General features: G+C 64.0%; 18 protein-coding genes. 8 read left to right on the top strand and 10 right to left on the bottom strand.

Annotation, left to right across the window (positions count from 1 at the left end):
- Positions 1-72 precede the first annotated feature (72 nt).
- From BLV25_RS16630 to BLV25_RS16625, 3 genes are all read left to right on the top strand, one after another.
- Positions 73-570 (top strand): hypothetical protein, encoded by a 498-nt coding sequence (locus tag BLV25_RS16630; protein ID WP_143114370.1) that lies wholly within the window; start codon positions 73-75, stop codon positions 568-570.
- Complete coding sequence (locus BLV25_RS01600; protein WP_176819415.1) at positions 570-1,562, top strand: tyrosine-type recombinase/integrase; 993 nt, start codon at positions 570-572, stop codon at positions 1,560-1,562. Before BLV25_RS16630 ends, BLV25_RS01600 begins: the two co-directional genes overlap by 1 nt.
- Before the next feature lie 147 nt (positions 1,563-1,709).
- Positions 1,710-1,979, top strand: coding sequence for a hypothetical protein (locus BLV25_RS16625; protein WP_143114369.1), 270 nt, complete (start codon positions 1,710-1,712; stop codon positions 1,977-1,979).
- Positions 1,980-3,022: 1,043 nt separating this feature from the next.
- On the opposite strand, the gene BLV25_RS01595 is transcribed toward BLV25_RS16625, so the two are convergent.
- The gene (locus BLV25_RS01595) at positions 3,023-3,517 is read right to left on the bottom strand and encodes a hypothetical protein (RefSeq protein ID WP_092730431.1); all 495 of its coding nucleotides are present in this window, start codon (positions 3,515-3,517) and stop codon (positions 3,023-3,025) included.
- A gap of 119 nt (positions 3,518-3,636) precedes the next feature.
- Positions 3,637-3,942, bottom strand: a complete 306-nt coding sequence (locus BLV25_RS01590) for a putative quinol monooxygenase (RefSeq protein ID WP_021073970.1) — start codon at positions 3,940-3,942, stop codon at positions 3,637-3,639.
- Positions 3,943-4,088: 146 nt separating this feature from the next.
- Between BLV25_RS01590 and BLV25_RS01585 the strand changes: the two genes are divergently transcribed.
- Positions 4,089-6,893 carry a heavy metal translocating P-type ATPase gene (locus BLV25_RS01585; RefSeq protein WP_092730429.1) on the top strand — a complete coding sequence of 935 codons (2,805 nt, stop codon included), beginning with the start codon at positions 4,089-4,091 and terminating at the stop codon, positions 6,891-6,893.
- Positions 6,894-6,935: 42 nt separating this feature from the next.
- On the opposite strand, the gene BLV25_RS01580 is transcribed toward BLV25_RS01585, so the two are convergent.
- Together BLV25_RS01580 and BLV25_RS01575 are read right to left on the bottom strand one after the other, a co-directional pair.
- Entirely contained in the window at positions 6,936-7,364 is a 429-nt protein-coding gene (locus tag BLV25_RS01580; protein WP_092730427.1) for a universal stress protein, read from the bottom strand.
- A gap of 172 nt (positions 7,365-7,536) precedes the next feature.
- Positions 7,537-7,872 (bottom strand): hypothetical protein, encoded by a 336-nt coding sequence (locus BLV25_RS01575; protein WP_021073973.1) that lies wholly within the window; start codon positions 7,870-7,872, stop codon positions 7,537-7,539.
- A gap of 221 nt (positions 7,873-8,093) precedes the next feature.
- On the opposite strand from BLV25_RS01575, the gene BLV25_RS01570 reads away from it, so the two are divergent.
- From BLV25_RS01570 to BLV25_RS16620, 3 genes are all read left to right on the top strand, one after another.
- On the top strand, positions 8,094-8,513 hold the full coding sequence (locus tag BLV25_RS01570; protein ID WP_092730736.1) for a CBS domain-containing protein: 420 nt from the start codon (positions 8,094-8,096) through the stop codon (positions 8,511-8,513).
- Positions 8,513-8,755, top strand: coding sequence for an amphi-Trp domain-containing protein (locus BLV25_RS01565; RefSeq protein ID WP_081758063.1), 243 nt, complete (start codon positions 8,513-8,515; stop codon positions 8,753-8,755). The genes BLV25_RS01570 and BLV25_RS01565 overlap by 1 nt, the downstream gene beginning before the upstream one ends.
- Before the next feature lie 239 nt (positions 8,756-8,994).
- On the top strand, positions 8,995-9,966 hold the full coding sequence (locus tag BLV25_RS16620) for a hypothetical protein (RefSeq protein ID WP_143114368.1): 972 nt from the start codon (positions 8,995-8,997) through the stop codon (positions 9,964-9,966).
- Between the two features lie 207 nt (positions 9,967-10,173).
- Here BLV25_RS16620 and BLV25_RS01555 read toward each other — a convergent pair whose 3' ends face one another.
- From BLV25_RS01555 to cyoE, 5 genes are all read right to left on the bottom strand, one after another.
- On the bottom strand, positions 10,174-10,866 hold the full coding sequence (locus tag BLV25_RS01555) for a hypothetical protein (RefSeq protein ID WP_092730423.1): 693 nt from the start codon (positions 10,864-10,866) through the stop codon (positions 10,174-10,176).
- Between the two features lie 367 nt (positions 10,867-11,233).
- On the bottom strand, positions 11,234-12,958 hold the full coding sequence (locus tag BLV25_RS01550; RefSeq protein ID WP_092730421.1) for a cytochrome c oxidase subunit I: 1,725 nt from the start codon (positions 12,956-12,958) through the stop codon (positions 11,234-11,236).
- A 1-nt stretch (position 12,959) separates the two neighbouring features.
- A complete protein-coding gene (locus BLV25_RS01545) occupies positions 12,960-13,502 on the bottom strand; it encodes a cupredoxin domain-containing protein (protein WP_021073978.1) in 543 nt (180 codons plus the stop codon).
- Between the two features lie 6 nt (positions 13,503-13,508).
- Positions 13,509-13,664: a hypothetical protein gene (locus BLV25_RS17210; protein ID WP_176819401.1), complete on the bottom strand. Its 156-nt coding sequence runs from the start codon at positions 13,662-13,664 to the stop codon at positions 13,509-13,511.
- 238 nt (positions 13,665-13,902) lie between these two features.
- Positions 13,903-15,336, bottom strand: a complete 1,434-nt coding sequence (gene cyoE, locus BLV25_RS01540; RefSeq protein WP_039400602.1) for a heme o synthase — start codon at positions 15,334-15,336, stop codon at positions 13,903-13,905.
- 184 nt (positions 15,337-15,520) lie between these two features.
- On the opposite strand from cyoE, the gene BLV25_RS01535 reads away from it, so the two are divergent.
- A complete protein-coding gene (locus BLV25_RS01535) occupies positions 15,521-16,864 on the top strand; it encodes an MFS transporter (protein ID WP_092730419.1) in 1,344 nt (447 codons plus the stop codon).
- 46 nt (positions 16,865-16,910) lie between these two features.
- On the opposite strand, the gene BLV25_RS01530 is transcribed toward BLV25_RS01535, so the two are convergent.
- Positions 16,911-18,164 carry an outer membrane protein assembly factor BamB family protein gene (locus BLV25_RS01530; protein ID WP_092730417.1) on the bottom strand — a complete coding sequence of 418 codons (1,254 nt, stop codon included), beginning with the start codon at positions 18,162-18,164 and terminating at the stop codon, positions 16,911-16,913.
- Between the last annotated feature and the right edge of the window lie 145 nt (positions 18,165-18,309).

The following is an 18,309-nucleotide window of genomic DNA, read 5'->3' as shown; positions in this document are numbered from 1 at the left end:
GCGGTGGATCGTCTCGATCCGATTCTAAATTGCACAAGTTTTATTCAATAGTGCTGTGTTGGTCGAAGTGAAATGGCAGAGAGAAAGCGCGTCAATCTCACAGTCTCGCCCGCACAGAAAGAGAAATGGGACGATGCCGTAGCTGAATCCCCGGAGTATTCCAGTCTCTCCGGCCTAATCCGTACTGCCGTCACACACGAGCTTTCCGACGAGAATGGTGGAGATGCCGGAGAGGTTAGCTCACGCACCGCAGAGGCTAACACAGAGGCATTAGATAAGGTTACAGACACTCTTACCCGGTTAGAATCATCAATCAATAATCTAGATGAACGTATCGGAAGCCTTGAAAAAGAGGTTAACGCATCTGAAAAGACGAACCTGAAAAACGAGATATTCAAAGTACTTCCCCATTCCGGGAGTATATCGAGTGTTGAGGTAGCAGAACGGATCAATCGAGATGAAAAAGAGGTTATAAACACACTTTCCAAGTTAGCTGACAAAACGGGGATGGTCGAACGTGTTGGTAGTCCAATAAATGACGGTCCAACGTACTACAAGAGGGTTGAATGATGAATTTTAAAACCGTACTTTCGGAATACGAAAACCGGCGTAGCAGAAAGTCGGCGGAATCAACGGTTAAGAGGTACGTTAACCACGTTCGCAATTGGAGGGAGTGGCTTACAAACGCCCGTAGTAAGCAAATTTGGGATGCTGATTCTGTTGATCTGCTCATTTTTATCGAAAAACACACCGATGATGGAAAAGCACCCAAAACGATCACTCAACGTGTTTCGGCTATCTCAAAATTCTATCAAGATATGGATAAATTAGCAGAACGTGGTGAAATACCCTACGACGTACCTGATAACCCGTATGATGATTTAGATGATGATGATAGGAGTCTACTAAGAGGAAATACAAAAAAGAAAGAATCACAACAAAAATCGGGCGGAGATGAATATCCGTATCTAGAACCTGATAAAATATCACAACTTATCGACAATGTTCCGGCACCCCGTTTACGTAATGAACTTATCATTATGTTATTATATAATTGTGGTTTTCGTCGTGGAGAGTTGATAAACGCGAAAGTTAAACACATTGATCGGGATGATTGTTCAGTTTTTATTCCACCTCGAAAATCGCCAGAGTGGCGTACTGTCTCCTACAACGAGGAATACTTAGGCTTTCACCTCGATCAATGGCTTGATTTTGGCGGTCGGGAAAGTATGACATATGCCGATGAATCCGATTACCTATTCCCAACCAACGACAGTACCCATATCTCCGCAGATTCGATCAATCGGATAGTGAAACAAGCTGCTGAAAACGCCGGTTTTCAAGAAGTTACTGCTGAATATTCGGACGGTCGAAAACAGCATAAAATCACACCCCACACCCTTCGCCACTCTTTTGCTATGCAATCTATCAATTCGGGAATTGACGTTAGGACCCTTCAAACCCTCTTAGGCCACGAAGATCTTGATACAACCCTCATTTACCTACAACAGTCAAAAGACGAAGCTAAAGAAAACTCAAGGTCGTTCCGACCGGAAGGGTAGGTCTAACCCCCAGAGATAACACATCGAGATACCCTTTCCACGTACTTCTTTGGACAGGCGGCATTACGCACCACAAGTGCCGCCAAAGAATTAATGTCGGCACTTTAAGACCTTAGAACTAAGTAGAAGCGCGCTAAAGAATTCTCTGTGTCTGAAAGCACAATCGGAATACCGGACGACATCGCTACAGAATCACTCTCCTACGCAGATACCGATATGACCCTTCGGGAGATAGCCGGCGATCTACAGGAAGCGCACAGGGAACTTGACGAATACCGTAAAGGCTCGTTGGTACTTGCGCAGAATCTCAAGGAACTACGTATGAAAGCCGAATCTGACGGGGATATACCACTCGCTAATACCACTAAAGAATTAGAAGACTCTGCTATGGCTGTCTTCGAACGTACCAGAGAGTAGCCGACCGTTCCCTCTCTCTTTCAGGGGTTATCACCGCAACGATGGATAACAGTCTGGCCTTTTCGCGTTTTACCTTTCGTCGCGATATTACGCAACGATGTATCGCACAATGTAAAATTGCAGTTTCCCCCCTTAATCAGGGGCAACGACCAATTGACGGAGTTTTCAGCTTATCCGCTCACCCAAATCCTAATCCTCTGTCACATATGCCATACCCCCTTAGGTACGGTCACAGATCACTACTCCCCACTGTCTTAGTTCGACAGCAGTAGAAGTTCACCGAGATGACGAGAAACCGGGCTATTGCTCAAAGCATCCGGGAGCTCTACCTTCGTCGTGAAGATATGGCCCCACAATCTACGGTCGTTCGTGCTTACCGTCTACTCCTATTAATGGTAATGGGTTTATATACCCTATGCTAAAACCACACTACAAGCCTTGAGACGACATTATTGCTATTAGACTTTCCGGAAATTATTGCCGACTCTTTTCCCCCCCTTCAGACGACTATGAAAATTAGACAGCAATAAAACCAATTATAGAGACTATGCTGTAATTTAAGGATCTATCTCACGCGCAGGTTCTACTTTCTCAAGGCGATCACCGCAACGATGGATCGCCCAGTAGTAGCCTGTGAGGAAAAGTTCATAGAGGGAGGGGTATCTGTGTTCTTGTTTCTCTATTCAAGGTTTCTAAACTCTCTAAAGACCCTCTAATAACTTCTAAACTCTCCATACTCCCTGTTTTAATCTTTCTGTACTCTAGAATATTCGCCCGCTCAGAAACTACACACAGTAGCTCAGTGACCTTACAATCACTTTCAGTATTGACGGTATGTTTCCCGTGATATTCCTTCAGACACACACACGGACCACACAGTAGTACACAGTAGTACACAGTGGCATCTCTGGAAACCCTAACCTCACAGTATAAATTTCGGAGAGGGAGTTACTTATACACGCAGGCACAGGCGGGTATCAATGTTCTAACCGGCCGTACTCTCACGGTCCGCCCTTCGCACAGCATAGGGTCTTACTCATATCTTATATACTTTGGCCGCGGATCGTCTCGATCCGTCGCGACCGGCGGACGCGCTGGGCGTCGTAGATCCCGACGAGCGTCCCGCCGAGCGCGCCGCCGGCGGCAACGGTCGCGAGCACGTACCGGGTTTCATAGACCGACTCGACGGCGATGCCCTGGTCGAACACGACCAGACTGGCGACCGCGCCCATCGTCGCCGCGCCGCCGTAGGCCCACCACCAGACGCGACCGGGCGGGATGCGGGGGGCCGCGGTCCGCAGGCCCAGCGCGGCGGCGACGACCGCGAGCGAGACCACGAGCGGGATGACGCCCACGAGCAGGACCACCGGCGAGAACGTCTCGTGGCTGACGACGTGTTCGAGGTGGATGCCGGATAGCGCCGTGCCCAACCCCGCGAGCAACAGCGTGCCGAGGAGGTCCTCGTTGATCCTAGTCCGGAATCGGGACCGATCGGGCCAGCGCCCGGACGCGTCGACGCGTGGCCATCGTCTATCCATACTAATTTCATAATATATGATCCGAACCCAACATAGTTCTGGTGGCGGTCGGCGGGTCGTAACCCCGAACCGAGCACGTCGCCGGGAGTGCTTCCGGGACGCCGGGTACGGCGACCCGACTAGAGCTCCAGCTCGGCGGCGTCCGCGACCTCGAACCGCATCACCTCGGGCTCGCCGTCGAGCAGCTCGGGGAGTCGGTCGGCGAACGACCGAAAGTGCTCGGAGTCGGCGTGCGCCTCGAAGGCGGCCGCGTCCTCGTAGCGCTCGACGAACCGGAGAACGGTCTCGTCCTCGAGGTCCGTCGCGGCGTGATACTCGATCGCCCCGGGCTCCTCGGTCGTCTCGGCGACGAGGTCCGCGGCCAGCTCGAGCGCCCGCTCGCGCTCGTCCGGATCGATCGGGAACGTCGCGTGGATGATGATCATCGCCGGGCGACGGTTCCGTCGGCGGCGAAATATATCCGGCGGTCGGGGAAGATGCGGTTGCCGAGCGGTCGCTCCGGGATCGAACGAGACCACCCCGAACACGTTCGTGGACAGCGACTCCGGGACGGCCCGACAACCGATCGACGATGAGCGACTGTCGGCTCTGTGGCCTCCCGACTCCGGACCAGCCCGTCACGGCCAGCGACGTCGACGGCGCGTTCTGCTGTCGGGGCTGTCTGGAGGTGGCCCGACGGCTCGACGACCTGGACGACGTCGGAGGCACAGCGGGCGGCGTCGGGGGCACAGCGGACGGCGTCGGAAGCGGCGCGGCCGCACTCGAGGCGGCGTCGGACGGCGTCGTGTCCGACTCCGACGCGAACGCGGCACCGGATGCTCCCGAGGCCTACCTGGCGGTCGAGGGGATGCACTGTACGACCTGCGAGGCGTTCCTCCGCCTGCGCGGCGACGACGTGGCGGGCGTCCACGCGGTGCAGGCGAACTACGGCACCGAAACCGCCCGCGTGGTCTACGACCCCGACGAGATCGACCGCGAGGCGCTCCCGGAGGCCCTCTCGGGGTACGGCTACGCGCTCCGGTTTATGGAGGGGGAGCGGACGACCGACGGGACCGGAAAGCGATCCAACGGCGACGACGCGAAACCGGCTCGCCGGGAAGGCGACCCCGGCTCCACGAGCGGCCGGTCGACCGACCCGACGCTCGAGCGGCTCGCGATCGGCGGCTTCCTCGCGATGCTCGTGATGCCGTGGTACGTCCTCTCGCTGTATCCCAGCTACCTCGGGATCGAGACGAACGTGCTGGCGATCGACACGACCACGCCGGTGGGTCGATACCTGCCGCTGGTCTTCATCGCCCTGGTGACGACGATCCTGGTGGCCACCACCGGCGCGCCGCTCCTTCGGGGGGCGTACGTGAGCCTCCGGGCGCGCCGGCCCAATATGGACCTCCTCGTGACCGTCGCCGCGCTGTCGGCGTACGCCTACAGCACCCTCGCGCTCGCGACCGGGAGCACGCACCTCTATTACGACGTCACCGTCGCGGTCGTGATGGTCGTCTCGCTGGGGCGCTACTACGAGGGCCGGGTTCGCTCGCGGGCGACCGACCTGCTGGAGACGGTCACGGCCGCCCGCGTCGAGTCGGCGACGCGGATCACCGACGCCGGTCGGGAGACGGTCCCGATCGGAGCCCTCGAGCCCGGCGACCGGATCCGGGTCGCGCCGGGCGAGCGCGTGCCGGTCGACGGGACCGTGATCGAGGGGGTCGCCGACGTCGACCAGTCCGTCATCACCGGCGAGTCGCTGCCGGTCCGGGCGGAGCCGGGCGAGGAGGTCGTCGGCGGGGCGAGGGTGCTCGGCGACGTCGGCCATGGAGGGAGGGACGCCGGGTGCGAAAGCGGGGACGGCAACGACGATGGAGCCGCGGGCGGCGCGATCGCGGTCCGGGTCGGCGAGGACGCCGAGAGCACGGCCGACCGCCTCGCCGCCGCGCTCTGGGAAGTCCAGACGACCACGCCCGGGATCCAGCGGTTCGTCGACGCGCTGGCGACCGTCTTCGTGCCGGTCGTGTTGACGCTCGGGCTGGCGGTCGCAGCGTGGCAGCTCGTGGCCGGCGAGACGGTCGCCGCGGCGATGCTCGCCGGGCTGACCGTGCTCGTCGTTTCCTGCCCGTGCGCGATGGGGCTGGCCACCCCGCTGGCCGTCTCCGGAGGCCTGCGGGACGCCATCGCGCGCGGCGTCGTCGTCACGGACGGGTCCGTCTTCGAGTCCGCGCGGGAGGCCGAGACGGTCGTCTTCGACAAGACCGGCACCCTCACCGCCGGGGAGATGCGGGTGGGCGCGGTCCACGGCGACGACCGGACCCTCGCCCGCGCCGCCGCGGTCGAACGCCGTGCCGACCACCCGGTCGCCGACGCGATCCACGAGGCGGCGGCCGCCAGAGCTGACGGCGGCGGGAAGAGCGGCGGCGTGGTCGAGACGACCGAGACGGGCGGAGCAGCGGCATCGGCCGCATCGGGGACCGACGGTCCCACGGTCGAATCGTTCACGCACCATCCGGGGATGGGCGTCTCGGGGACGCTCGTGGACGCCGCTCGTGACGATCGGGTTATCCCATCGGAAACGGCGGGAACCGACGCGGGGGGCGAGCGCGTGGTCGTCGGAACGCCCGATCTCGTCGAGCGCGAGTGCGGGCCGCTGCCGGCCGCCCTCGCCGAGCGCGTCGACGCCGCCACGGACGACGGGGCGTTGCCGATCGCGGTCGGCTGGGGCGGCGCTGCCCGCGGCGTGATCGTGGTGACGGACCGCGACCGGGCCGGGTGGACGGCGGCGCTCGAGGCGTTCGCCGACCGCGAGGTCGTGGTCCTCACCGGCGACGACGGGCCGCGTGCCGACCGATTTCGGGGCCACCCGGCGGTCGACGAGGTCTTCGCCGGCGTCCCGCCGGACGGGAAGCTCGAGGCGGTTCGGGGATTCGTCGCGGACGGGACGACCGTGATGGTCGGGGACGGGACCAACGACGCGCCGGCGCTGGCGGCGGCGGATCTCGGGATCGCGCTGGGCGACGGGACGGCTCGGGCGGTCGAGGCAGCGGACGTGGTGATCACCGGCGATGACCTCCGGACGGTCGAGACGGTCTTCGAGCTCGCGGCCGGGACGCGGCGGCGCATTCGCGAGAACGTTGCCTGGGCGCTCTGTTACAACGCGGTGGCCATCCCGCTGGCGGTCTCGGGAGCGCTTAACCCGTTCTTCGCCGCCCTGGCGATGGCCGCCAGCAGCGCAATCGTGGTGACGAACTCGACGCGGCCGGTGCTCGACGACGACCCGGCGTCCGAGGCGTCCGAGGCGTCCGAGGCACCCGACTCGGCGTCCGGAACGTCCGACTCGGCGTCCGGAACGTCCGACCCGGCCTCCGAAGCATCCGGCCCGGCGTTCTGACCGGCAACCGACGGACGAACCCACAGCGGCGCTTGCGGGCCGTTATTCCTCGATACGGACGGTCAACACCGGCACCGGGGACTGCTTGACGACGCGCTGGGAGACGCTGCCGACGATGTTCCGCTCGTAGTTGTCGCCGCTGGTTCCCATCACCACGAGGTCGATCCCGGCCTCCTCGACGTACTCGATGATCGCCGGCGAGGGGTCCCCGACGTCGACCGCGGAGGTCGTCGGGATCCCCCGGTCGGCCGCGGCGTCGACGGCGGCGTCGACCGCGGACCGGGCCTGTGCCTCGAGGTCGCTTCGGACCTCGTCGACGCGGTCGTCGTCGAGGGTCAGAAAGGAGCGGTCGTCGACGACGGACAGCACGTGCAGCGTCGCGTCCCGGGTCTCGGCCATGTCGAGGGCGTACTCGAGCACCGCGTCCGTCCGCTCGGTGCCGTCGGTCGGGAACAGGATGTGGTCGAACATCAACGGGCGAATCGAGGCTCGTCGGCTATTTAAGTTCGCCGTGCTCGTCCGGGCGGAACGCGGCGGTCGGTTGACGATTGATCGTCCGAAAGTATTCGAGACGCGACACCAGCCCGCGTTCCGACGCTCACGGAACACTCGGTACGGATGGATATAGCCGTTAATGGAGCCATTAGTTAGTACGCTCTGTCGAGGACGTCACATACCGTTGTGCCGCGTAGAATCCGATGGCATAGATTCCGAACGCAAACGGCCCTACAGCAAAGATCCCGACCGAAAATATTCCGACGGAGAAGACGCCTGCAGAGAAGATCCCGACCGAGAAGATACCTGCGGACAGCACACCGAGGCTGAAGTTTCCCGCTGCGAGGAATCCGAATGCCGATTGCTCAGCGGAAAGAACCTCGTATCCTGCTACCGTTTCAATACCAGCCAGCGTCAACACTAACGCGATCGCCAACGAGCCGAGTGCGACGATACCGCCGGAATTCCGCCAATCAATCTCCATATCTGACTATCCGTTCTGAATAGTGTAAACTTTTCTACGAATCTGAACACCCAGGGAAGAATTAGCAGGTTTTGTATCATCCTTCGGTGGTCTGAATATTTTTCATCCTCCGGGTTATATCACATATTTAATATTTAAATGATGGCTCTATTTCGGGGCATTAAGAATGGTGATACATTTGAAGTTGTTAATCCTCAAACTTGTTTATGGAGAGAACTCCTATGCCCGTCGAAGACCTCGCACGAAGCGACGCCGTCACAGCTGATCCGAATACTCCCGTCGCCGAACTCGCAGCGACGATGGACGAGGAGAACGTTGGGAGCGTCGTGATCACGGATGATGATACTCCCGTCGGGATCGTCACGGACCGAGACCTGACCGTTCGCGTTCTCGGAGAGGAGGTTGACCCGGCCGACCGGACTGCCGAAGACGTAATGACCGACGATCTCCGTACAGCTGAGCCCGGTGCTGGGTTCTACGAGGTGACTAACCTGATGGCTGAACACGGTATCCGGCGACTCCCCATCCGTGAAGACGATGCCCTCGTCGGAATCATTACCGCTGATGATATGACTGAACTACTGGCCGACGAACAACAACAGTTCGGAGAGATCATCCGAGCCCAGCGACCTGAATACTAATGCCGGAAGAACAACTGTTCAAAACTGAGGAACGAGTGACGAGAGCGGAAATCACTGAAGCGCTACGTGATGCTGCCGATCAGATCGAATCAGGGAGTGTCCGGTTGGCGAATGATACCGAAAAGCGGACCGTTACCGTTCCGGAAAATCCCCGATTCGAAGTCGAACTTGAACGCCTCACGGATTCGGAAACCGGCGAGCAACGGTACGAACTCGAGTATGAAATCAGGTGGACAAAGTAGCGTTCAAAAATGTTCGAAAACGGAGACAGCTGAGACGACGTCTGTCCATCGAATTTCGTAGCTATACCGATCGAGGTGCGTAGAAACGTCCGGATATCACGATGCTGCTGATGATGATGCTGCTGATGATGTCGATCAACTGATCATATATCAACTCAAAAGTGGCTACAAATCCAGTATGAAACCATTAGAAACGCACGATATATTCCGGGTAGCGGTATAGTTGGTTACTATTCCCTATGTCACCGTCAAACGGAGACGGCAGTGCAGCTCTTCCGACCTTTGCTGCATTGGATACACGAGCGGTACTTGAACGGGAACGACGTGGTGCCAGTATTCAACTGGATACAAACTACTTTCGAGGTCAAGAATTAGCGCTCCAGGCTGTTGAGGCCTCTTCGATAACCGAGCGTCGGAACGTTGCATCCCGATCGCGCGAATTCTATCGTCAAATACAGGTTGACTTCGACTCGTTTACTCGGGAAAATCTCGAATCAGCGTCGGCGAAGTTCCGTCGTGTTCTTCAGCAAATACCCGAAGTACAGTATCTCAAAAGGAATTTCCCGGAAACCTGTTTCGTCGTCCCGGAATGGCTGAGAGCAGGTGGAAACGTCAACTACGGTGGCCGTCTCTACTTTTTCCGAGATGAAGATGCTCCGGAACCTACCGAGATCTTGCAACGGAATATTGAAGCAGTGATGAACGATGACCGTGCCGGTTTCGAGCAGTATCAAGGGGTTCTCCACGGATATCCGGCGTGTTGTGTCGATTATTTCTCGGACTATGAGCGTCGAGCGGAAACGGGTCCTGAGTTAGAAGCGGTGGAGACGATCGCGGACTGTATCAATACCGATATGATTCGTGACGACGTCGATCGTTCGGTTTCGATCGAGGAGATCGTGGATGGTATCTTTGAAATCCCGCAGGTGTATGCGTTTTTCACGCGGGAGTTTTACCCGGAACCGAGGTGTGAACGTGCACGTCGTCAGGGGGTTTCCATTTACGAGACCCTTTGTAAGACGTACCCGGAAGACCTCGTCAAAGATCATTTCCGCATTAACGTTGCGTGGAGTTATCTGATGGCGAAAGCCACTATGCCTGAAAACAGGCAGACTGATCGACCGGTTCCGGGCTCCCTCGGGCGGGAGCATCTCCTATTCTACTTACCGCTATCAATGACCGTGACGACTCCACAGTATCGACGTGACTGATCCTTCTGAAACGGTGTCCCGAGATGCCTTAACCGCCCCCGTCTTTTCCAGGTATCCCCGTCAGTTAGCCATTGGACTTCTCGGAACGGTGCTTCGCCCGTTCCCCCTGTAGACCGCGTATGGGTCAGAATATATCCCCCGTTGAGGGTTTCAACGGTGCCAGATCCTCATAACAATGCTCCGACACGCGCCGTCCGAGCGGCGCGTTCAGACGGTGCGCACGAACCGCCGCAGGGTGTCGCCGTTCGCGTCACGGAGCTCGATCTCGAACTGCGCGCCGGACGGGCCGTCCGAGAGGGCATCGCGGGATGCCGAGACCGCGTACGGCGGCTCGTCGCTTCGGTCGAGCACCTCCCCGCCGGAGGTGAGCACGACGTGGTCGACGCCCTCGCTCGTCTCGAGCTCGCAGCTGACGGCGTCGGCGCCCGTCTCACAGGTCAGCTCCGCGGTCACGTCCCCGCCCGCGTCGGCGCCGAAGCCGGACGAGAAGTCGAGCAGCATCACGCCCGGCGCGATCGTCCCCACGACCGCGACGATCACGAGGAACGTCCCGAAGTTGATCTTCGACCCGTGACGCGCGATCCGCCGCACGACGGGATGCTCGGCGGTCCGACGCAGCCGTATCACGGCCGGGACGACGAGCAGGTGGGTGAACGGCCCCCACGCGAGCAGGACGAAGCCGTAGGCCATCGCGTACCGCAGGACGATCGCGTCGGTCCAGTAGGCCAACAGCACGTTCCCGCCCATCCACAGGAAGAACCCGAGGAAGACGAGCGCGCCGCTTTTGAGCCAGCGCCACACGGGCGTGTTGGTGTAGTAGACGCTCAGGAGGTTCCGCCAGGCCTGGCGAACGATGCCGCCGAGCTGCATCGGGAGATGGATGCGTGGGGTGTCGGTCATTCGTTGGGGTCGTGGGGTCGTGGGGTCATTCGTCGGTCACTCGGTCGTGCGGTCTTTATCAGGCGTTCGGTCGTGCGGTCGGTGGAGCGTTTATCAGGCGTTCTGTCGTGCAGTCGTGCGGTCTTTATCAGGCGTTCAGTCGTGCGGTCGGTGGAGCGTTTATCAGGCGTTCAGTCGTGCGGTCGGTGGAGCGTTTATCAGGCGTTCAGTCGTGCGGTCGGTGGAGCGTTTATCAGGCGTTCAGTCGTGCGGTCGGTGGAGCGTTTATCAGGCGTTCAGTCGTGCGGTCGGTGGAGCGTTTATCAGGGGCGTTCGGTTAGCGGGTCAGTCGTCGCGAACCCGGCAGAGGCCGGGCGACGACCGGCGCCTACGCGCCGATCGACCACAGCTGCGTCACGAGGTACCAGTTCAGCACGTAGATGGCGATGAAGACGGCGAGGAAGACCAGACACAGCGTGAAGGTCCCGCGGAGTTCCACCGCGTGGATCGGCTGCCCGCCGTCGGCGTGGAGTCCACCCTCGGGCAACAGCCCGCCGTCGTCGCCGCCCGGGAGTCGGTCGCCGAACAGCAGCGAGCCGACCGACACGAGGATGAACAGCGCGCCGGAGGCGATCGCCACCACCGCGAAGATCCCGAAGATCATGAATATCGGGATCGCCGCCGCGAAGCTGAACTCGGAGCCGGGGATGTTTCGGACGACCTCGGCGGTCCGCCGCGGGACGCCGTAGAGGATCCCGGCGTACATCATCATCAGCGTGACGATGCTCATCGCGCCGGCGTAGGCGTACGGCACCGCGGACGCCAGCGTGTTCGAGACGAAGTCGCGGCGGAACATCGTCTTGATGACGAAGAAGACGAGCCCCATGAAGGCCAGCGTCGTCCCGAGCACGACGGTCGCGTGGAAGTGCCCGACCGCCGCGAAGGTGTTGTGCCAGGTCATGTTGACCTGCATTTGGCCCATCACGACGCCGGTGATCCCGCCGAGGAAGCCGAAGAGGATGATGCTGAAGACGGTGGCGGCGAAGACGGGATTCCCCCAGGGCGCGGAGGTGAGCCAGCCGAAGAGCCCGCCGCCCTGGCCGCGGCGACGACGGCCGGCCTCGATCCCGGCCGGGATGGCGAACGCGTGGATCATGCTCGCGAAGGCCGCGCCGTAGAAGGCGTAGGAGGTGTTCCAGATCCGCCAGCCGGCGGAGACGCCGGGGTCGACCAGCAGGTGGTGGGCCGCCCCGAGGTTGATGAAGAAGAGGTAGAACACGAACGCCGTCCGGGAGACCTTCTCGGAGACGACGACCGCGCCGCCCACGACGTGGGTCAGGAAGTACCACACGGTGATCATCGCGAGCAGGTTGATCTGCTGGCTCCCGTGACCGATGATCCAGTAGAGCTGCCGGTAGATCCCCGGCTCGACGGCGGCGATCAGGTCGACCCGCCAGGCCAGCGCGTACGCGAAGGCGGCGATCCCGCCGAGGATCGCCTCGACGGCGATGATGCCGGTGATGAACGCGCCGAAGGCGACCAGCGGGAGCGACCGACGGGTCCCTCGGGTCTCGAACCAGATCGTCGCGAAGAACGGCAGCGCCGCGATCGTGGTCCCGAACAGGAAGACGATGGCGGTCCCGTAGAACCACGGCGAGACCGGCAGCGGGACGTACGCCGTCAACAGCGGGGCCTCGTTGGGCGCCTCCGTGAGCAGGATCGACGCGTTGACGCCGACCGCGCCGAGCGCCATGATCACCCAGCCGGCGCTCGCGAGCCGCCGCAGCGGAAGCTTCCGGCCGAGCACCATCGGCCCGCCGACGTAGAGGATGGCGATCTCCATGAAGACCATCCAGAAGATGAGCAGGTTCCACGCGTGCAGGCTCAGGTGCGTGTAGTAGCTGCCCGGGTCGAGGAAGCCGATGAACTCCCAGCGCGTCATCGCGACGGTGAAGGCGAAGACGCCGCCGACCGCCAGCGCGATCACCGCGGTCAGCCCGAACAGCTTCACGTGGTTCTCCACCGACCGGTGGACGTCGAGCCCGGTCACCGAGCAGGTCCGGAAGCCGTCCGCATCGTAGTCGTTCCGGAAGAGGGAGGTGATCGCCGACATGCTATCCCTCCACCACCGTGAACCGGCCGTGCATCGTTCGGTGTCCCTGGCCGCAGAACTCGTTACAGACGACGTGGTAGGTGCCCGGCTCGTCGAACGTCATCGGGATCACCCACTCCGACCCGGGGAAGACCTGGAGGTTGATCTGCTTGTTCAGGTTCTCCTCCGGCCGGACCGAGAAGCCGTGCTGGACGTCGTAGGCGCCGAGGTGGATGTCGTACTCGCGGCCGGCCTCGAGCACGGCCGGGAGGCCGTCCCAGTTGAATCGCATCGCGCCGACGTAGACGGAATCGCCGGGCGGGACCAGGCCGTCCTCGGTCTCCTCGGCGGCCTCCTTGTACTCGGCCACGCGCTCCTGATACTGCTCGGGGTCGACGTCGTAGGTCGTGCCGATCGGGTTCTGGTCGCCGAACTGGGTGAAGCCGGCCATCCAGGCGAAGATGCCGACCGACCACGCGCCGGCCAGTCCGAGCCAGATGCTCTCGCGGCGATTCACCGGCGAGTTCCACCAGTCGTCGTCGGGGTCCTCGAGCGGGTCACTCATCGGTGATCACCTCACGGGCAGCGACAGGAGGTCGAGCAGCCCCCAGCCGACGTAGGCCACGAGGAAGAACACGAACGCGGCCACGGCTAGCAGCCAGATGCGGTCGTACAACCGTTGCATCGCCGGGGTGTCGGCGGCGTCACGAGTGGGTTCGTTGCTCATCGGTCGCTCACACCACGGGATACTCACAGGTCCCTCGTGGGGGTTGTCGCGTACATGTTCGACCGACGCTTTCGGATCGCGGAAACGGGGGCGAATCGATTCGGGTGCCGTGGCGGCGAAACCGGTCTCCCGCGCGTGTCGGCGGCATCGGTCGCCCGTGCGTGCCGGCGGCATCGGTCGCCCGTGCGTGCCGGCGGAACCGGTCGCCCGCGCGGTTCACCGCGACGATGGTGGACGGTCAGAACGCGAGCGTCTCGAGGAGGATCGCCCCGAGGATGGCCCCGAGATAGGCGTTCGAGGCGTGGAAGCTCCGGTAGGCGGCCGCGCGGGCGTCGTTCGCGGCCGGCGCGTCGGCGTCGGTGCCCACGTCACCCGCCCGCCGATCGGCGTCGTACTGCCGGACCACGCTGCGGACGAACACCGCCCCGAGCGCCGTGGTCGCGAGCGCGTAGAGGAGGCCCAGGTCGGTGACGGTGCCCAGCAGGGCCGCGGCGACAAGGGTGATCCCGAGCCAGGCGAGGATCCGCCGCCGCGCGGTCGAGACGCCGGCGACGACCGGTAACATCGGGTAGTCGGCGCGGGCGTAGTCCTCGCGGTGGGCGATCGCGAGGTTGTAGAAGTGCGCCGGGGTCCAACAGCAGACGACGACCGCCAGCAGGACCGCCGGCAGGCCGACGGTGCCGGTCACCGCGGCGTAGCCGATCAGGGCCGGCAGAGCGCCCGACCCGCCGCCGATCACGGTGTTCCATCGGGTCGTCGGCTTCAGCAGGACCGTGTAGACGTACGCGTAGTAGACGACCGCGAGGGCGGTCAGGACGGTCGCCAGAACGTTGACGAACGCGAGCAGGATCGCCATCGAGACGGCGACGAGAAGCACGCCGAAGGCGACTGCCCGTCGAACCCCGACCCGGTCGGTGGCGACCGGGCGGTCAGCGGTGCGGCGCATCCGCCGGTCGCGGTCGCGTTCGTACACGTGGTTGAACGTGCCCGCGGCGCCGATCGCCAGGACGCCCCCGCCGAGGGTCGCGACGACCGTCACGCCGTCGAGCGCGGCGCCGGTCGCGGTCGCCAGCCCCATCCCCGCGAGCGCGAGCAGACACAACAACCACATCAGCCGCGGCTTGGTCAGCTCGAGATACGCCCGAAGGCGGTCGCCGAGCGTGGTCGACCGGGAGTCGGACGCGGGCGCATCCCCAGCCGAGTCGACCGCGAGGGCGTCCCCAGCCGAGTCGGCCGCGGAAGCGGTCGCGGAGCGATCGGTCGGGGACTCCGCGTCGATCAGTTCGTCATCGGCAACCGACGCGCCCGCGGTCGTCTCCAGCCGGTGGATCAGGGTCGCCAGGAGGACCGCGAAGACGGCGATCCCGCCGAGCAGGTGGAGCCGCCCGCCGAAGGGCCTGACGCCGGAGCGCCCCGCCAGCCCGATGCCGGCCTGGACCGGGTAGGCGACCACGACGGCCGCCGTGCCGATCCGGACGCCGCGTGCTGCCGCCGCGCGGCGGGCGACGACCGCCGTCGCGACCAGCAGCAGGCCGACGAGGACGGCGGCGACGTGGTGGGCCGCGGCCAGCGCCGGGCCGGCGTCCGCGGCGGCGGTCGCTCCGAGCGCGACGAGCAGGTAGGTCCCCACGACCGCCCAGGTCAACAGCGTCGTGAGTCGTGGTCGGTCCATACGCCGCGTTCTCGTTCCGTCCCCGCGGACCTTCCCCCGAACGTGTTCGCGACGCGGCGGTCAACCGGCGCGAGCGACGCGAGCGACGCGTGTCGGTGCGGGCGGCGTGTATCGCCCCGGCGACCGTCGGGAGTCGGCGATAGCTTTAGCACGCCCCTGGGTGAGGGATCGGACGACTCACCGGATGAACCGGAACGATCGGGCCTTGACCGGGTTCACGATGCTCGGACACGCGACCTTCCACACCTACGAGCTCGTCATCCCGATCCTCGTGGTCGTCTGGCTCGACGCCTTCTCGACGACGCCGGCGTTCCTCGGGGCGATCGTCGGCGCGAGCTACGCGGCCACCGGCGTCGGCGCGCTCCCGAGCGGCATCCTCTCGGACCGGATCAGCGGCAAGCGCCTCGTCGTCGCCTCGATGGCGGGGATGGGCGGCGGCTTCCTGATCGTGAGCGCCGCCCCGAACCTGGCGACGCTGTCGGTCGGCCTGCTCGTCTGGGGGATCGCAGCCAGCCTCTACCATCCCGCCGGGCTCTCGCTCATCAGCCGCGGCGCGACGGAGCGGGGGACGGCCTTCGCCTATCACGGCGCGGCCGGGAACGTCGGCGTCGCGACCGGGCCCCTGTTGGGCGCGATCCTGCTGGCGGCGTTCGACTGGCGCACCGTCGCCGCCCTCCTCGTCGTTCCCGTGGCGCTCGCCGTCGTGGTCGCGCTCGGACTGGAGTTCGACGAAACGGCCGGGGGCGACGCGACGAACGACCGGGAGACGGCCGACCGGGAGACCGACGAATCGGGGACGGCCGACCGGGAGACCGACGAATCGGGGACGGCCGACCGGGAGACCGACGAATCGGGGACGGCCGACCGGGAGACCGACGAATCGGAGACGGCCGACCGGGAAGTGGACGGCACCCTCCGGGAGTTCGCGGCCGGCTCCCGGCGCCTGTTCGTCGGGGGCTTCCTCCTCGTGTTCGTCATCGGAGGGCTCTACGGGCTCTATTATCGGGGCGTGTTCACGTTCCTCCCGGACGTGCTCGCCGGGGTCGCCGTCTTCGATCCGGTCGTGGTCGGCGGGCGATCGCTCGAACCGAGCCAGTACGTCTACTCCGGGCTGCTCCTGCTCGGCGGCGTCGGCCAGTACGTCGGCGGGAGGCTCGTCGACCGGTATCCCGCCGAGCGCGTGCTCGTCGCCAACTTCGGGATCCTCGTGCTCGTTGCCCTCGCGTTCCTGCCGGCGGCGAACGCGGGCGCCGGGCCGCTCCTCGTCGTCTCCGGACTGCTCGGCTTCTTCGTCTTCCTCGAGGGGCCCGTCAACCAGGAGGTCGTCTCGAAACACGTGCCGCGGGATCTGCGCGGGCTCTCGTTCGGCTGGACCTACGTCGCGATCTTCGGCGTCGGCGCCGGCGGCTCGGCGCTTTCCGGCGCGATCCTGACGCGCTGGTCGCCGGCGGTGCTGTTCGCGGCACTCGCCGGGATCGCCGTCCTGGCCGGGCTCGTCGGCGGTCTGTTGTTGCGGCGATCGGGATGACGAATGGTGAACCGGCGGCTGGCGTGATCGGGCCGGAACCGGCCGATCATTCGCTCCCGTTCGGGGCGTCGACGGCGCGGACCGCGACCAGGCCGGTGGGGCTCGCGACGAGGACGCGGCCGGCCGCGATCACCGGGGAGGCGTACGTCGTCGCGTGGACGCCGTCGTACCGCCACCGGACGCGGTCCGGCGTGAGGAGTCCGTCCCGGTCCCGGCGGTACGCGCGGAGGTCGCCGCTGGCGACGAGCACGTCGTCGTCGGTCACCACGGGCGCGGCGGTCCCCTCGCTCGGGAGGTGCGCCTGCCAGGTCGTCTCGCCGGAGGCCGGATCCAGCTCGTGGAGGTCGTGTGCGGCGACGTAGACGTCGCCGTCGCCGACCGCGACCGGGGCCCGGCTGTGGAGGTCGCGCCGCCAGCGAACCTCGCCCGCGAGATCGACCGCGACGGTCTCCCGCCAGCCGGTCTGGATCACGCCGCCCGGGTCGACGACTGCGGCCGCGTAGGGCGTGTCCACGGGGACGCGCCAGCGTTCGGTCCCGCGCTCGCGGTCGATGCACACGAGCGCGTCGCGGTCGGGAACGAAGACGGCGTCGCCGGCGACCGCCGGCGCGATCTGCGTCGCGGTGGAGTCGCCGAGGTTGTACTCGTCGTAGATGAGAGGATCGAGCGGGCGCCGCCAGCGCTCGCCCCCGTCGGGGTCGAGCCTGACGCAGGCGGTGGCGCTGCGCACGTAGCAGTCGCCGTCGGCCACGGTGACGCCGTAGGTCGCGCGGTCGCCGACGCGGACCGACCCGGCGAGCGCCCCGTCGCGCATCGAGAGCGCGGTCAGGGACGCCGGCGCGGGGTCCGGCGCGTCGGTCGTTCGAACGGTCCGTGTCGGGACGTAGAGCCGGTCCCGATCCGGATCGAGGGCGGGAGCGCCGGAGACCTCGGCGTTCAGCGACTGCGACCACGCCTCGCGATCCGGGACCGCGGCGGCGGGCGAGAGCGCGCGGACCTCGCGGCCGGCGGCGAAATAGACCGTGCCGTCCTGGACGACCGGCGGGACGTGCGTCCAGTCGCCGGGTGCGAGGCGATCGAATCCGACGGGTTCCGGGGTCCCGCCGTCGACGCGGTTGTGGTTCCGCGGGCCGGCGCCGAAGGTGCGCCAGTCGCCGTGGTGGTACGGGGCCGGCTCGTCGTCGGGTTGGAGGGCGCTGCAGCCGGCGAGCCCGGCGGCGGCTCCGGTCCCGACCGCGGCGAGGAACGCGCGGCGGGACGCCGGAACGTCACCGGATGGAGGGTCGTCAGGGGCGGACATCGTTCCGGATTCAGTCCCCGGTCGGAAGTGCGTTGTGCTCGATACGGGCTGATGGAGGCGGCGGTGTGGAGCCACGGAGACGGTCGGTGTGGAGCCACGGAGACGGTCGGTGTGGACCGGACACCCGGAACGACGGTAGCTTCTT

The organism is Halopenitus persicus (genome assembly GCF_900107205.1).
Classification (GTDB): domain Archaea; phylum Halobacteriota; class Halobacteria; order Halobacteriales; family Haloferacaceae; genus Halopenitus; species Halopenitus persicus.
This window is presented reverse-complemented; position numbering and strand designations above follow the sequence as displayed.

Excerpts from the sequence above, each read along its gene's own strand:
- BLV25_RS01570 (WP_092730736.1), top strand. The coding sequence starts at position 8,094 with ATGCCCGTCGAAGACCTCGCACGAAGCGACGCCGTCACAGCTGATCCG.
- cyoE (WP_039400602.1), bottom strand. The coding sequence starts at position 15,336 with ATGGACCGACCACGACTCACGACGCTGTTGACCTGGGCGGTCGTGGGG.
- BLV25_RS01545 (WP_021073978.1), bottom strand. The coding sequence starts at position 13,502 with ATGAGTGACCCGCTCGAGGACCCCGACGACGACTGGTGGAACTCGCCG.
- BLV25_RS01590 (WP_021073970.1), bottom strand. The coding sequence starts at position 3,942 with ATGATCATCATCCACGCGACGTTCCCGATCGATCCGGACGAGCGCGAG.
- BLV25_RS17210 (WP_176819401.1), bottom strand. The coding sequence starts at position 13,664 with ATGAGCAACGAACCCACTCGTGACGCCGCCGACACCCCGGCGATGCAA.
- BLV25_RS01585 (WP_092730429.1), top strand. The coding sequence starts at position 4,089 with ATGAGCGACTGTCGGCTCTGTGGCCTCCCGACTCCGGACCAGCCCGTC.
- BLV25_RS01575 (WP_021073973.1), bottom strand. The coding sequence starts at position 7,872 with ATGGAGATTGATTGGCGGAATTCCGGCGGTATCGTCGCACTCGGCTCG.
- BLV25_RS16620 (WP_143114368.1), top strand. The coding sequence starts at position 8,995 with ATGTCACCGTCAAACGGAGACGGCAGTGCAGCTCTTCCGACCTTTGCT.
- BLV25_RS01530 (WP_092730417.1), bottom strand. The coding sequence starts at position 18,164 with ATGTCCGCCCCTGACGACCCTCCATCCGGTGACGTTCCGGCGTCCCGC.
- BLV25_RS01555 (WP_092730423.1), bottom strand. The coding sequence starts at position 10,866 with ATGACCGACACCCCACGCATCCATCTCCCGATGCAGCTCGGCGGCATC.
- BLV25_RS01535 (WP_092730419.1), top strand. The coding sequence starts at position 15,521 with ATGAACCGGAACGATCGGGCCTTGACCGGGTTCACGATGCTCGGACAC.
- BLV25_RS01565 (WP_081758063.1), top strand. The coding sequence starts at position 8,513 with ATGCCGGAAGAACAACTGTTCAAAACTGAGGAACGAGTGACGAGAGCG.
- BLV25_RS16630 (WP_143114370.1), top strand. The coding sequence starts at position 73 with ATGGCAGAGAGAAAGCGCGTCAATCTCACAGTCTCGCCCGCACAGAAA.
- BLV25_RS01550 (WP_092730421.1), bottom strand. The coding sequence starts at position 12,958 with ATGTCGGCGATCACCTCCCTCTTCCGGAACGACTACGATGCGGACGGC.
- BLV25_RS01580 (WP_092730427.1), bottom strand. The coding sequence starts at position 7,364 with ATGTTCGACCACATCCTGTTCCCGACCGACGGCACCGAGCGGACGGAC.
- BLV25_RS01595 (WP_092730431.1), bottom strand. The coding sequence starts at position 3,517 with ATGGATAGACGATGGCCACGCGTCGACGCGTCCGGGCGCTGGCCCGAT.
- BLV25_RS01600 (WP_176819415.1), top strand. The coding sequence starts at position 570 with ATGAATTTTAAAACCGTACTTTCGGAATACGAAAACCGGCGTAGCAGA.